The sequence below is a fragment of the Paenibacillus suaedae genome, from assembly GCF_032337355.1.
Taxonomy (GTDB): domain Bacteria; phylum Bacillota; class Bacilli; order Paenibacillales; family Paenibacillaceae; genus Paenibacillus_B; species Paenibacillus_B suaedae.
On sequence record NZ_JAVYAA010000001.1, the window covers coordinates 574,151 to 587,858 of the forward strand.

Consider the following 13,708-nt stretch of genomic DNA (forward strand, 5'->3'; position numbering starts at 1 on the left):
AGGTAAGTAAATATTGAAAGAAAACGCAGCAAGATGAAGATAGAAGAAGAGAAGGATACACTGTAACTTTTTAAATGAGGTGATGACAGTGTATAGCAGTGTACTGAAGAATCGAATGATTTTGTTTTATTTGGCGGGAGCAGGGATTTCCCAATTAGGCAATGTGATTACAGGACTTGCTTTCCTTTTTTTATCTTATGAACGAACACAATCCAGCATTCTGACCACAGTTATGGCTATTACACAAGCTGCTCCATACCTTTTATTCGGACTAGCTGGCGGAGTAATTGCTGACTCCGTAAACAAAAAACGTTTATTACTGTGGATAGACATTATACGAGTACCTATTATTCTTTCATTGGTCTTTATTTATCAAATGAATCTCTTAGGTTTTTGGCATTTAATCGTTGTGAGTTTCCTAATTCAAAGTCTAGGATGCTTTTATAATCCAGCTTACAGAGCTGTGTTGCCTCTCATTACTTCTGTAGAAGATCAAACAGCTACAAATAGCTTATTTGATATTGTGACAAGAGGTGTACAAATGCTTGGACCAATATTTAGTATTGGTCTGTTACATTCAGGACAAATCATTCATTTCTTCACAATTGATGCCTTAACGTATTTAATCAGTGCATTTTTCATCTTAAAACTTCATTGGAAAGAAAATAACGATGCTACGGATAACCTGTTGAAAACAACTGACAGTATTTTTAACTCTATAAAAGATTTCTTTAACTGGGTAAAAGGTGAATATACGATCAGAACATTGTTGTTTGTAACTTTTTTGATTGTGTTTTTTAACACTTGGGTATGGCAAGTCGGATTATTGTTACAACTACTGGAAACCCAAAATAATGGTGAGCAGCTTTACAGTCTTCTAATGGGGTGGCATGGTGCTGGTGTGATTACAGTCAATATCGTCATCCCTTTTCTTTGGAAAAAGCTGACCCTCACGACTTATCTAATCGGTTCTATTGTATGGGGTGTTGGTATACTTGTATTAGGATTTGCAACTCATCTGTCAACCTATTTTATTGGTATACTAATCGCAGCTATTGGGCTTCCTATTTCTGGTTTAGCACGGGTTTATCTTATTCAAACATGGATACCAGTCAATAAATTAGGCAGAGCGTTTAGTTTCAATGCAGTTCTCTTATATGGTTCTAATGTGCTCTCGTTGAGCTTGTTTGGCGCACTATCCTCTCTTGTGGAAATTCGGTATATTTTTGTTTTTTGTGGAAGTATGATGGTTATTGGCTCGTTTGTCTATTTATTTCGCATATTTCTTTCGAAAAACACTAGGCGTGATTCCGTAGAGACGTTTAAATAGCTGATTATAAACAGAGATGGAAGAAAATCCACAACTATATGAAATATCTACGATCGATTTCTTGGTATGGATAAGCATGTCTTGACTTCTGATCATGCGATATAGTTGAAGCCACGAAAAGGGCGAAATTCCAATGTACTCCTTAAAAAGATGGGCAAACTGAAATTTGCTTATATTTAAAACCCCTGCCATTTCATCTAGGCTCCAGGCATGTTGGAAGTCTTCTTTTATAACGTTCATTGTTTTGTATAGTGCAGGGTGAATTTCTTTAAATGGCTGTATGTTAATGTCAGACGAATGTGTACCAACCATAACTTTACATATCATTAATGCTAACTGAGTGAAGCTATGGTCTAAAAATAACTCTACTGAATGACTTTCGTTACCTTCTTCTATTTGTACATAATCATTTATAAAATGGACCCATTGCTGGATTAATGGATGTTTTTGAACAGTAAGAGCAAAAGAAATATTATCTTTAATACATGAAATATCAGCCGTCAGTTGATTTAAAAATGTTGGATCAAGTTCTATTAAAAATTTATGATTATCCACTGAAATTTGTCTATGCAACTCATTCGGGTTAAAAAGAATAAATTCATTGTTAGATAAGAAAATGTCGCTTCTCTCGGTCTGGTAATACATAGATCCTTTTATAGAATAGATAAGCTTATAAGAACAGTCATTTCGCCATTTGCTTTCGCATTTTTTTTGATTTGTGGACAGTAACAAACCCTGTGTAGCTTGTAAAATGATAGACAATTACATCACCATCACTATACTGAAATTTACATTATAGTTTACCATGTCAAATACGATTATTGTTTCAAATAGCGAACCTTCTACGATTATTATTCGTAGAGGGTTTTGTTCTTTCTTGAGTAAGATATGCTGACTTTAGTCTTAGATTCATTTATTAAATTAGGTAAGCACTTCCTATTCTCTTCTTCCTTATAGGCCAATGCCATCCAATATTTGCATTGTCACGACTTCGTGACGATGGTATTATTTTCTTAATATTGAACCATAACTTGGAACATTCGTGGAGGAATGTATGGGGCAACTAACATGTTTTCAGGTCATTTTGCCGAATGGAGAAAGACTGTGGCCTGCATCCATATTTCCTGCTGGAGATCAGCACACAGCATTAACGGAATTGCACATGGTTCGCAGATGCTTAGAACATGATGGGGAAGTAGTCATTTCCGTAACGGCATATGATGATCATGGGGAATGCCTGCATAGGCATAAGCAGCGTTTTGATGCAGCCGGACTTGCGATGATTCAAGGGCCTCTTTCTTCTTACTCGCCGAATGGGATCAGTGTCAATGAAGTATTCGGATTATCGGAAGCAGCTCGGCTGTGGGGCATTGATGGCGGGGGAGCGACCATTCGCAAAGCCTTGGAGCGCGGCGAGTTCTATCCACACGAGATTCGCAAATCGGATGGCATTTTGCTTGTTACTTTTTCTGGAATGCAACGTAGATACAATGCAGTGATGAAAAACCAGTGGATGGAAATCCATACGTATTTCGTTCAAGAAGGAATCATTCTAGAACAATCTGATGACATTCATGACACACATCACAACTCCTTATCGACTATTGCACGGCGCCATCGTAAGGCATTTGAAATCTAATACACCAGCGTACACGTAACTTGTTCCTATACGATTTGCAGAGGAGGATGGAATGTTGTCCAACACAAATGTGATCAAGCTACTAGGTCTAATGCTAGTGGTAGCTGCTGTAAATATCCTCGTACTCTCACCAGGCTTTTTAGGCGTGCAGATCGGAGCGAGCGCTCTCTCCACAGCAACGGGGATTACCTTGCTTGTAGCCAGTGCATGGATTCTCATTAATGGAATCTATCAGTTCTTGTTCAAGAAGCCTGTTGTCATACCTGTGAAAGAAATTAGAACGCATGAAGAGTATGTAGAACGCCTGTCCCAATATCGAGAAACCAAGGGTATTGAAGAAGAGATCCGCATTGGGCTGGAACAGATGGAACGGATGCAGAAGCGGAAGAGTACGTTTTTCCAAGTACTGAAGCAGAGATTTAACGAGTCAGAAATAAGCTTCTCTAAGTTCGCGTCCGTTGCACTTGATGTGGAGAACTTATTCTACCAAAATATTCGAAATATCCTGAACATCCTTAGTGTATTTGACGAGACTGAATTCGATCGGGTCGCCAATCACAAGATGTCAGGCCTATCTATTGAACTATCCCAGAAGAAAGCAAAAGTATATAACGATTACCTCACATCTATGAAAAACGCTCTTACGAACAATGAAGAAATCTTAGTCAAGTTGGATCGCCTTCTGCTTGAGATATCCAGCTTGGACAATGTGGAGCCTGAGGATATTGAACAATTAGCATGCATGCAGGAATTGGACGCATTAATCAAGCAAACCAAATACTATAAAGCGTGAGAGGTGCAGCGAATGGCGGGAAAGAAGAAGTTAGTGATATCTGTCTTTGCTTTAATTTTTGTATTTATTCTCATTTATGTAGGGGTGACATTGACCTCCAATCTAGGGAAGAGCAAATCACAGGTTACAACAGAAGATGCGGCCAAGCAGTTGAATAAACTCTATGCGAACGTATCGGTGTCGACCGAAGCTCCGGTAAAAGGTCAGATCGATATTAGTCCAGCCGATGTGGGCGATACCCTGCCGGATATATCGAAGTTCCCGATTACGGTAAAGAATACGACGAATCAATTTGTTGAGATCTTCACGTCAACGGAAAAAGGCGGCACAGGCATGGACAGCTGGCTCGCGGATGTGGCAACCGAGTTCAATAATGCGAAGATCCAAGTGAACGGGAAGCCTGTCTCTGTGAAGATTCGCAATATTGCTTCCGGTACAGCTGCGGACTATATCCGTTCCGGCAAATATATGCCTGATGCCTATACACCTTCGAATGAGCTGTTTGGCGAGATGATCAAAGCAAGCGGCGTAAAGACGGAGCTTATCAGCAAGCGACTCGCGGGCAATGTTCCAGGCATTGTGATCTCAAAATCCAAGCATGATGCACTCATCTCTTCATATGGAGCGGTAAATGTCAAAACGGTGACGGAAGCCATCTCGAACAATGAGTTCAGTATGGGATATACGGATCCATTCTCCAGTTCTACAGGAATTAATTTTCTAGTAACGGCACTCAGTACATTCGACAAGTCGAATTTGTTGAGTGATAAAGCAGTTCAAGGATTTGAGAAATTCCAAGAAAATATCCCGTTTCTCGCTTCGACAACGACGCAAATGCGTGATGCAGCGAAGTCGGGTGTGCTGGATGGGTTTGTATTGGAGTATCAAACGTACATCAATACAGATGAACTGAAAAATGAGTATGTGTTCACACCTTTCGGAATTAGACATGACAACCCGTTGTATGCAATTGGGAACCTGCCGAAAGGGAAATTGGACATCGTCAAGAAGTTCGCAGAATTCGCGTTGCAGGAGAAATATCAGAAAAAGGCGCAAGCAAAAGGTTTCAATGAGCTCGATAATTATAAATCGGAAATGCCCGTTGTGAAAGGCAGCTTGCTGGCCTCCGCACAGAAATTGTGGAAAGACAAGAAAAATGGCGGCAAGCCAATCGCGGCTGTCTTTGTTACTGACGTATCGGGAAGCATGGCGGGAGAACCGTTGAATCGACTGAAGGAATCGCTGCTTAAAGGACAAAAGAATTTAGGGAAAGACAACAGTATCGGTCTCGTATCCTATTCGAATGATGTCACGATTAATTTGCCTATCAAGAAGTATGACACCACACAGCGCTCCTTGTTCGTTGGTGCGGTCAACAGCCTTCAAGCAGATGGCGGCACGGCTACCTTCGATGGAATTATTGTTGCCTTGAAGATGCTGCAAGAAGAGAAGGCCGTCAATCCGAACATCAAGCCGATGATCTTCGTGCTGAGTGATGGCGAGACGAATCGCGGCCACTCGCTTAAGGACATTAAGGAGCTTATCGAAACGTTTAAAGTTCCGATTTACACTATCGGCTATAATGCGGATATTCAAGCACTGCAGAGCATCTCCAGCATTAACGAGGCAGCGAGCATTAATGCAGATACCGATGATGTAGTCTATAAAATCGCAAACCTGTTCAACGTGCAAATGTAGCATGAGTCTAAAGGGGGATTCCGATGTCATTTACGATGGAAGTTGCAAGTCCGGAAGAAATTCAAAAGGAAATTGAGCAAGAGGTAAAACCAGTTCCTGAGGAAGTTGCGAAGCTTCAAGCGCAAGCGGATTCGAATGTGGCAGCAATTATGAATTTAGATCTGGATTCCTTAGAGAGTCGAAAGGATATTCTGCAATCGATAGACAGCTTCGGCATGAACACTATGCGTTCCTCTTCGACGAAGAACAATGCCTTGCAGGTTTCCGTAGGCGATTTATCGAAAAAAGGGGACGAAGGAGGCCCTGTTGCGAAGGGATTGGTCGAGCTGCATCAGCAGCTGAAGGATCTCGATCCGAGCGTCATTGACTTTACGAAAACTGGGTTTCTAGGGAAGCTGTTCAATCCGCTTCGTACGTATTTCTTGAAGTACCAGAAGGCAGATACCATGATTGCGGAAATCGTAACTTCATTGGATAAAGGGAAAGTTACCTTGAAAAATGACAACACGACCCTCGAAATTGAACAGCTTGCCTTGCGTGACTTGACTAAGAAGCTGAAGAAAGAAATCGAGCTGGGCTCCTTGATGGATGACTCGATTCAATCACAGATTGAAGCAGCGCAATCCCGCAATGAAGATCCGGAGAAAATTCGGTTCATTACGGAAGAAGTGCTGTTCCCGCTTCGTCAGCGTGTCATGGATATGCAGCAGATGATGGTCGTCAACCAACAGGGGATTATGGCGATGGAGGTTGTCATTCGCAACAATAAAGAGCTGATTCGCGGTGTCGACCGTGCGAAGAACGTTACGATCTCTGCCCTGAAGATTGCGGTAACCGTAGCCAGTGCCTTATATAATCAGAAGATTGTGCTTCAAAAAATTGAAATGCTAAATCAAACGACGAATGAGCTGATTGCGGGTACTTCGCGGATGCTTAAAGACCAAGGTGTTCAAATTCATAAGCAGTCCCTGCAAACGAATGTTTCTGCGGAAACCTTGAAGCAGGCGTTTACGGATGTCCTATCTGCTTTGGATTCGATTAGCTCCTACAAGCAGGAAGCCCTGCCTAAGATGCGGGATACAATCGACCAGTTCCGGGAGCTTGCGGACAACGGCGAGAAGCAGATTCAGCGCTGGGAACGCGGACAGAAGCTCGGCCTGTAATGATAAATAATTCATATATATTGAGTTGGGAAGGAACAAAGTGAAGACTGCCTGCGGGCAGTCTTTTTCTCGTCCATATACAACATAGTCCGTGCAATATCGATCCAGGGGCGTATGAAATCGAAATGGCAGGAATGCCGCAACGAAGAACATCAACTGACATAATGCCTTACGCAGACAGCTGTTGCTGCCTCCCCACGTATAGCGCTCTTGTCATCAACCCCATGGAAGCAACGATAAGCGCAGCCGGAATCCAGAAGATTTGCGGCGTGACACCATCTATGAAGAGCGGCAGAAAGTAGCCAATTAAGGATGCTGTTTGCGAAATGAACACGTACAAACTAGCGCCGAAGCCTGCTTTATGTATAAACATGCGCTGTACGTAGCCCATTGCTACGCCGTATAGAACCGAAACGAAGAAAGAGTATAAAGGCTGCATGAGGAAAAACACCGTCAAGGAATCGCTCGTGCTGTAAGCAATATAGGTAATGAGTGCAAATAAGCCCCCGAGCATGATAATGGGTTTGCTGCCATACTTGGCTGCCCAATAGCCTGCCATGGTCATGAACAGGAGCTCGAATACAGCTTGTATGCTCCAAATAAAGGACATTAACCGCGGATCGCCGAATTGCTCGTTCACCACAAGCGGCAAGTACAAACCACGTATCGCATCCGCGCACGATAAGAGCAGAATGGCAAAGAGCATGATGAGGGAGAAGGGCTCGCCTGCTTTGGCGGATGCAATTGACGAATCGAGCGTAATCTCCTTATAGAACAAGAGCAGCAGGAACAAGGAGGCGTATCCTGCAAGATTGCCCCACAGTACGCCGTGGAAGGTCGCCAGCAAGTACAGGTTGGCTCCGACGAGCAGCCCGGTAAAGAATCCGACGCTGTACGTGGCGCGCATCCAGATTTGCGCCATTTCTACAATATCAGGAGCAAGCCGTGTGACATGATTCCGCGCCATCGCGAACAGCTGTCCCATAATCATGCCGGAAGGAGCGGTGGCGAGAGCCATCCCGATCAGCGCCTGTGTATAGCTGTCTGCATTCATATAGATGACGAGGCCGATCATACAGACGACGGACGCGAGCAGTGGAATCGTCTTCTTGCGTTTCATGGAGTCGCTAATAATGCCGACACCAATCGTAAGCACCATGTTCAGAAATAGGGAAATTGCAAAAATAGACGCAATCTCTACCTTGCCAAGCCCTAATGATTCCCGCAAATAAATCGCGTTCATGGGGGCTAGAATCCCCATGCCGATGCCGTACAGGAACAAGGTAAGGACGAGATGCAGAGCGCCTTTTATTCGCAGGAATAGCTTAAAATCGTGCCATATGCGCATGGAGGAGGACACCTCGGATTCTGAAATTGATTCAGAGCGAGAGAGGAGGAGTCTTGCGAGATTCCGCTCTTGCTTCTGTCTTATTCTACCATTATGCGGCAGTAGAACGGGGAGAGCAATACGTTATTGCTATAAAAAAAGCAGTAGAAGCGGGATGCTTCTACTGCTCTGTGTATATTGGATATACATTTTGTTTCACGTATCGTTGCACGGCTGCCTAAGCAGACATTTAGATTGCCCAGTTGCCCTTGCGGAAGATTGGCTCTGTTGTGCCATCCTTAAGAATGCCGTCGATGTCCATGTCCGCAGAGCCGATCATGAAGTCCACGTGCGTAATACTGCGGTTCACGCCGCTCTCTTCCAGCTCTTCCTGAGACATCTTCGTACCGCCTTCTACGTTGAATGCATAGCCGCTTCCAATTGCCAAGTGGTTGGATGCATTCTCATCGAACAACGTGTTGTAGAACAAGATGTTCGATTCCGAGATTGGGGATTGATGAGGCACAAGTGCCACTTCACCCAAGAAGTGCGAGCCTTCGTCTGTGTCGACGAGCTGCTGCAGGATCTCTTGGCCTTGTTCAGCTTCTACCTTCACGATACGGCCATTTTCGAACGTGATCTTGAAGTTGTCGATCAGGTTGCCGCCATAGCTAAGCGGCTTCGTGCTTGATACATAGCCGTTTACACCCAGCTTATGAGGCACCGTGAATACTTCTTCTGTTGGCATGTTCGCCATGAATGGCACGTCTTTCTCGTTGACGCTGCCTGCGCCTACCCACAGATGCTTCTCAGGCAATTCGATCGTCAAGTCCGTTCCAGGAGCTGTATAGTGCAGCTTGTGGAAGTGCTTACTGTTCAATACTTCAACTTTTTTATGCAATGTTTCGTTATGTTCCGTCCAAGCTTGGACCGGGTTGTCGGAATTAAGGCGAATGGATTGGAAGATCGCTTCCCACAGCTTCTCAACCGCTTCTTCTACAGCTACGCCAGGGAATACTTTGGCTGCCCAATCGCGGGAAGAAGCTGCAACAACTGTCCAGCTTACTTTGTTCGCTTGAACGCAGCGGCGGAAGTGCTCCAGTGCTTGTCCAGATGCCTTTTGGTTATTGCCGATCCGCTGTGGATCCACACCCTTAAGCAAGTCTGGGCTGGAGGAGACGATAGAGATGAATGCAGCACCTTTATCCACGAAGGTATTGCGCTTCAATGCTTCCCATTCCGGGAATTGAGTGAACACGTCGTCTGATGCTTTCTCGAATTTCAAGCGAGTTGTAGCCTCATCCGACCAATCGATATGTACGTTGCGTGCGCCTGCTTCATATGCCTTGCTGGCAACGAGGCGGGCAAGTGGAGCGACTTCGATAGAACTGTTAACGAATACATCTTGATCCTTCTGTACGTTGACGCCGACCTTTACGATAAGTTCAGCATACTTTTCTAATTGTTGCTCGAAATTTACCATGGGTAGCCACCTCTGTTCCTTGAATTCATAAATCTGAAGTCATTTCTCAGTATGTTCTCAATATACCATTATTGGAGGGGTTGCAGCAAAGTTTCTGATGCAATAGTCTGTAGGCTGTAACATGAAAAAGGGGCTGAACCTCAGAACATGAATTCTGAGATCCCACCCCTCTACAGGCTTACACACCCATACGCTTGCGTTGATTGTTAATCTTCTTCGTATTCTGGCTCTTCATTGTTGGTTGGCCAGATTCCTGATGCTTGTGCACGCCTTGCGATTTCCCTTGGGCCTGCTTCTTCTGCTGCAGCATGCGCTTCGCGGCATCCGCCAAGCTTACTTTCTTGCTCTCCGTTGCTTCAGCATTACCCTGGTTCTCCATGTGCTCAGTCATCGTATCACCCCCGTGCGGCAAATAGATCGGTAAGATGTTGACTCCATCTCATCCCCATTATGAATGATTCTAACTGAAATGAATAGTAGGAGTTGTCGAAACTTACTTCTCAATTGTACTTTATCGGATTTTACCGTAACGGGACTTGGAATTCAAGCTCCTTATAAAAGGTCGCTTTGCGCAGCTTGCTTGAATACAGCTTAATGGGCATGTCTTTTTGGAACGGATATTCGCCAACGTACGAATATACGCCGTTGTTCACACGCAGCAGCTTGGAATTGTCGCTAAATACTCGTTTTCCGTCTTGGATGAACTCCATGGCAAGTTTCTGGCCTACAGGGTCGTTGCCGTTCACATCATATTGAATAATGACTCTGTCCTCTTCGAATGCCATGCTGTTCACTGTAACGGAGCCAACCTCTCCCTGCTGCAGCGTCAGTGGAAGCGCATTTGGATTCAGTGTGATCGCTGCATCGCCATACCGGCTTCCGGACTTATAGGGCTTGAAAATGAGCGTCTTGGAGCGCTCGGGTATTGGATCATACTTTTTCGTATGTATCATCTCTGCAATATTCGATTGCATTTGATTGCCTTGCCCGCCTTGACCGCCTGCAGATGAAATAATATATCCGTTCTCATCCACAACCATATAGTCGCTGTTGAATCCGCTCCAGCTAGAAGAAGTCGATGGGTAGGCTTCTGCGGTCGTGAATCGAATCTCGGTTCCTAGCAGCGAAGTAACGACGGACTGAAGCGTGATAGAGCCAATGCCGTCAGGCGCCTTATTGGTCTTATTAATAGGAATTTTTTTCGTCAGGGACGCATTCCATTTGACGGGAACTTGGAACTTCCAGTTTCCTTCCACATTTCCGACCTTCTTAATCGTGATCGGCAGCGGGAATTCTTTCGATATTTTGGCGTCTCGATCCGGTTCCGTGCCGAGCATCGATTCGAACGATAATATTCCGATGTTTTGCGTAGAGGTTTCCGAGCGCACATTTGTCCAAGCATGGTGCCAAATATCCATCGTATGTGCTGGATCCTCCTGAGTCTGGCTCTTCACAATTTCATATCTGTCCGACCGATCCAAAATAATAGGAAGTTTGTTCGTCGAGCTTTCCTGTATGCCAAGCTTAATTTCCATGCCGTCATACAACACCTCGGTAATGGTCAGCGTAATGCCTTGATCCGTTGCGCTCAGATTGACGGGAAGGGACAATCCTTTCCGATTCGCATTCTGTAAGGCGTTATCGCCGAGTGCCTCAAAGATTTGCCCGATGAACGGCACCTTTCTGAGCGTTTCAGCCATAGCGGGTGAAATGAATCCGGAAGCTAATGTTCCCCCGATTGCGAGCACGACTGCGGCCGTAATGAACCAAGCTTTCCGATGGCGGGAATGAGTCCGATGCTGCATCGGCATGGATTCTGTCTCAAGCAATTGCAGCGTTTGCTCCAAACGTGATTTTACGAGCTCTGGGATTTCGGAGCCGAGATTTCCGGTTAGGTGCGTACGGATTTGTTCGTCGATATTCGAATTCATTAAATCATTAGCTCCTTTCCATTCTCACGTGAGATATGAAGCATGTCCGCGAGCTTGTTTCTGGCGCGGAACAGGCGAGACTTCACGGTGCCGACAGGCTGATCCAGCATATCGGCTACCTCCTTAAGCGGCAAATCCTCAATATAGAACAGTGTTACAACGATTCGAAGGTCTTCTTCTAGCGCATTGACGATTTCCAGTGTTTCGATATGTTCATACTCGCTAGCTTCGGCTTTCGAATGCTGGAGCTCAACGAAGGGTATGGTTTGTTTTTTCTTTCGCAGCAATGTTCGGCATTCATTCACAAGGATGCGAACGAGCCAGGTTTTAAAATATTTCGGCTCGCGCAGCGAATGGATGGATCGATATGCTTTGAGCACGGCTTCTTGTATGGCATCTGCACAATCTTCATCGGAATGTACAATTGACTTGGCCACTCTGTATAGGGGGGCTTCATAGGCGCGAATGAGTGTGCCAAATGCTTCCTTGTCCCCCTTGCAAGCTCGTGCTGCGAGTTGTTCTGTCTGCTGCACAGTGGTGATCTCCTTTATTTATAATGAGCGCCAAGGCCCGTATCATGGTGTGCGATAGAGGCCCGAGACGCAATCCCTATATGCTTTATTCAATGGGTTCAGGATGTCGCTGGAGCAGTAAGGGACATGCTCCAGAACTTTCCTTTCTCATTGATCTTACCATAGACGCTCGGCTTTCCTTGTTTCGTGAAGGTATACTGCTCTTGCTTAACGTGAACCTGGTAGCCTTTCAAGTCTAGGCCGAAATATTGCTTGACCGTTGGAGCAGCCGCAGCAATGGCTTTGTCACTCGTATAAAAAGGCTTGGCGAATGCCTTCTTGCGTGCTTCTTCTGATGCATAATGGGTAAATTCCTCATAGTTGACAAAGGACGTCAGCTTGCCTGTAGCAGCATTGACTTTGACCAGATAACGGCCGCTTTCATCGGAGAATGAGGCTGTTTTTTGGTTTTCTGCTTGCATGTCTATGTACATTTGGACGAAATTGCGAAGCTGCTTGTTTTTGTCTGCTGACAGGGATTGAATTGTTTTCTTGGCTAGCGCGCTCCACTTTGAATCGATTTTCGCCAAGGCGTAATCTGTTGACACGTATGTTGCTTTGCCTGTGACTGCATCAACCATGCCTGAAATATTGCTGCCGTCGTTGAAGGTCCAATGGTTCATGCCTTTATCGGCTTTGACACGAGTAATTTGCCTAATCTTGAAATTCTGTTGTGCATCCAAACTTTTCATTGCTTTTTGGATCACGGACTGAAGCGAAGTATCGAGCTCTTGCCATGTGAAGTTGATTTCGCATGCTAAAATATCGCCCTTTGCCTTGCCGATCATGACGCGCGCCCGATTGTCTTTGTCTTCGATTAACAGCCGATCCTCTCCGAGATATTCATAGCCTGCCTCGGCACCACTGTGCACAGCAGTTAGTTCCATCGTTCTTTTAGGAGCTAGCTCCTGCAGGGCCTTCTTTGCTTTTTCGATCATTGCGGGATCAAGGCTGTCCAATGCCGTTGCTTCGGTAGCAGCTTTTTTTGCAGCTTCGTTTGTCGGCTGTTCCGCAGCATATGCGGTATGAAGCGTGAAGTTAGCTGGCAGGCTTGTGGTGAGCAAGCTTACAGTGATAGCAGCAGCAAGCATGAATTTATAAGATTTCATATTGAATCCTCCTGAATCGATTGGTTTTGGTTGATGTACCCATTAGATGGCTTGAAGTGGAGAGGAGGTTCACGAGAAAATAAAAAAATGATTTTATAATAGAATAGGTGAATGATTGGTTTCGTTTATTTTTGGTAGACTTGTAATGGAAGGAGTCTGGAATATCATGCATATACGATCATTTGAAAGAGAAGATATCGCGCAGATTGTCGCCTTATTCTTTGATACGGTACATACCGTGAACGCAAAAGATTATACCGTTGCACAGTTACAAGCCTGGGCGCCTGATGATGAACAGGAAGAGAAGCTGGCTCGCTGGGCAGAGTCGTTAAGCCAGCATATGACGTATGTAGCGATTCGGGGCGGTGAATTGGTCGGATTTAGCGATTTGGATACTGATGGGTATTTGGATCGGCTCTATGTTCATAAGGATGTACAGAAGCAAGGTGTTGCAACGGCATTGTTGTCCAAGCTGGAGCAGGAAGCGAGGAAGCTGGGGCTGTCTGAAATGAGAACAGATGCAAGTATTACGGCCGTTCCCTTCTTCGAGCGGCACGGGTTCTGCATCCTTCAAGCTCAGACGGTGCAGCGCAGAGGAGTAGACTTGGTGAATTACAAGATGAGCAAGCGGTTGTAAATCAGGTCAACAGAAGAGAAGGAGGC

The 13,708-nt window shown here is 45.0% G+C and carries 14 protein-coding genes; 7 read left to right on the plus strand and 7 right to left on the minus strand.

Annotated features, from left to right (window positions below):
- Window positions 1-82 precede the first annotated feature (82 nt).
- The gene (locus tag RQP50_RS02505; RefSeq protein WP_315743001.1) at window positions 83-1,330 is read left to right on the plus strand and encodes an MFS transporter; all 1,248 of its coding nucleotides are present in this window, start codon (window positions 83-85) and stop codon (window positions 1,328-1,330) included.
- Here RQP50_RS02505 and RQP50_RS02510 read toward each other — a convergent pair.
- The gene (locus tag RQP50_RS02510) at window positions 1,271-2,092 is read right to left on the minus strand and encodes an AraC family transcriptional regulator (protein ID WP_315743003.1); all 822 of its coding nucleotides are present in this window, start codon (window positions 2,090-2,092) and stop codon (window positions 1,271-1,273) included. The genes RQP50_RS02505 and RQP50_RS02510 overlap by 60 nt on opposite strands.
- 292 nt (window positions 2,093-2,384) lie before the next feature.
- Between RQP50_RS02510 and RQP50_RS02515 the strand changes: the two genes are divergently transcribed.
- From RQP50_RS02515 to RQP50_RS02530, 4 genes are read left to right on the plus strand one after another with little or no spacing between them, the layout of a single operon-like run.
- Entirely contained in the window at window positions 2,385-2,969 is a 585-nt protein-coding gene (locus tag RQP50_RS02515; RefSeq protein WP_315743005.1) for a helix-turn-helix domain-containing protein, read from the plus strand.
- Window positions 2,970-3,021: 52 nt separating this feature from the next.
- A complete protein-coding gene (locus RQP50_RS02520; RefSeq protein ID WP_315743007.1) occupies window positions 3,022-3,762 on the plus strand; it encodes a hypothetical protein in 741 nt (246 codons plus the stop codon).
- 12 nt (window positions 3,763-3,774) lie between these two features.
- Entirely contained in the window at window positions 3,775-5,460 is a 1,686-nt protein-coding gene (locus tag RQP50_RS02525) for a vWA domain-containing protein (protein ID WP_315743009.1), read from the plus strand.
- Between the two features lie 23 nt (window positions 5,461-5,483).
- Window positions 5,484-6,623 carry a toxic anion resistance protein gene (locus RQP50_RS02530; protein WP_315743011.1) on the plus strand — a complete coding sequence of 380 codons (1,140 nt, stop codon included), beginning with the start codon at window positions 5,484-5,486 and terminating at the stop codon, window positions 6,621-6,623.
- A 169-nt stretch (window positions 6,624-6,792) separates the two neighbouring features.
- Here the strand turns inward: RQP50_RS02530 and RQP50_RS02535 are convergent, their stop codons facing one another.
- On the minus strand, window positions 6,793-7,971 hold the full coding sequence (locus tag RQP50_RS02535; protein WP_315743013.1) for an MFS transporter: 1,179 nt from the start codon (window positions 7,969-7,971) through the stop codon (window positions 6,793-6,795).
- Window positions 7,972-8,024: 53 nt separating this feature from the next.
- Here RQP50_RS02535 and RQP50_RS02540 point away from each other — a divergent pair, with 53 nt between their 5' ends.
- Window positions 8,025-8,192 carry a hypothetical protein gene (locus RQP50_RS02540; RefSeq protein WP_315743015.1) on the plus strand — a complete coding sequence of 56 codons (168 nt, stop codon included), beginning with the start codon at window positions 8,025-8,027 and terminating at the stop codon, window positions 8,190-8,192.
- An 8-nt stretch (window positions 8,193-8,200) separates the two neighbouring features.
- Here the strand turns inward: RQP50_RS02540 and RQP50_RS02545 are convergent, their stop codons facing one another.
- The 5 genes from RQP50_RS02545 to RQP50_RS02565 form a co-directional block, all read right to left on the minus strand.
- Entirely contained in the window at window positions 8,201-9,433 is a 1,233-nt protein-coding gene (locus tag RQP50_RS02545) for an aminopeptidase (protein ID WP_315743016.1), read from the minus strand.
- 178 nt (window positions 9,434-9,611) lie between these two features.
- Window positions 9,612-9,824 (minus strand): hypothetical protein, encoded by a 213-nt coding sequence (locus RQP50_RS02550; RefSeq protein WP_021254431.1) that lies wholly within the window; start codon window positions 9,822-9,824, stop codon window positions 9,612-9,614.
- Between the two features lie 130 nt (window positions 9,825-9,954).
- Window positions 9,955-11,364, minus strand: a complete 1,410-nt coding sequence (locus tag RQP50_RS02555) for a DUF4179 domain-containing protein (RefSeq protein ID WP_315743019.1) — start codon at window positions 11,362-11,364, stop codon at window positions 9,955-9,957.
- Complete coding sequence (locus RQP50_RS02560; protein ID WP_315743021.1) at window positions 11,364-11,897, minus strand: RNA polymerase sigma factor; 534 nt, start codon at window positions 11,895-11,897, stop codon at window positions 11,364-11,366. The genes RQP50_RS02555 and RQP50_RS02560 overlap by 1 nt, the downstream gene beginning before the upstream one ends.
- Before the next feature lie 98 nt (window positions 11,898-11,995).
- Window positions 11,996-13,045 (minus strand): hypothetical protein, encoded by a 1,050-nt coding sequence (locus RQP50_RS02565; protein ID WP_315743023.1) that lies wholly within the window; start codon window positions 13,043-13,045, stop codon window positions 11,996-11,998.
- A gap of 166 nt (window positions 13,046-13,211) precedes the next feature.
- Between RQP50_RS02565 and RQP50_RS02570 the strand changes: the two genes are divergently transcribed.
- On the plus strand, window positions 13,212-13,682 hold the full coding sequence (locus tag RQP50_RS02570) for a GNAT family N-acetyltransferase (RefSeq protein ID WP_315743025.1): 471 nt from the start codon (window positions 13,212-13,214) through the stop codon (window positions 13,680-13,682).
- Window positions 13,683-13,708: the final 26 nt, after the last annotated feature.

Excerpts from the sequence above, each read along its gene's own strand:
- RQP50_RS02525 (WP_315743009.1), top strand. The coding sequence starts at position 3,775 with ATGGCGGGAAAGAAGAAGTTAGTGATATCTGTCTTTGCTTTAATTTTT.
- RQP50_RS02530 (WP_315743011.1), top strand. The coding sequence starts at position 5,484 with ATGTCATTTACGATGGAAGTTGCAAGTCCGGAAGAAATTCAAAAGGAA.
- RQP50_RS02570 (WP_315743025.1), top strand. The coding sequence starts at position 13,212 with ATGCATATACGATCATTTGAAAGAGAAGATATCGCGCAGATTGTCGCC.
- RQP50_RS02545 (WP_315743016.1), bottom strand. The coding sequence starts at position 9,433 with ATGGTAAATTTCGAGCAACAATTAGAAAAGTATGCTGAACTTATCGTA.
- RQP50_RS02505 (WP_315743001.1), top strand. The coding sequence starts at position 83 with ATGACAGTGTATAGCAGTGTACTGAAGAATCGAATGATTTTGTTTTAT.
- RQP50_RS02535 (WP_315743013.1), bottom strand. The coding sequence starts at position 7,971 with ATGCGCATATGGCACGATTTTAAGCTATTCCTGCGAATAAAAGGCGCT.
- RQP50_RS02520 (WP_315743007.1), top strand. The coding sequence starts at position 3,022 with ATGTTGTCCAACACAAATGTGATCAAGCTACTAGGTCTAATGCTAGTG.
- RQP50_RS02555 (WP_315743019.1), bottom strand. The coding sequence starts at position 11,364 with ATGAATTCGAATATCGACGAACAAATCCGTACGCACCTAACCGGAAAT.
- RQP50_RS02565 (WP_315743023.1), bottom strand. The coding sequence starts at position 13,045 with ATGAAATCTTATAAATTCATGCTTGCTGCTGCTATCACTGTAAGCTTG.
- RQP50_RS02515 (WP_315743005.1), top strand. The coding sequence starts at position 2,385 with ATGGGGCAACTAACATGTTTTCAGGTCATTTTGCCGAATGGAGAAAGA.
- RQP50_RS02550 (WP_021254431.1), bottom strand. The coding sequence starts at position 9,824 with ATGACTGAGCACATGGAGAACCAGGGTAATGCTGAAGCAACGGAGAGC.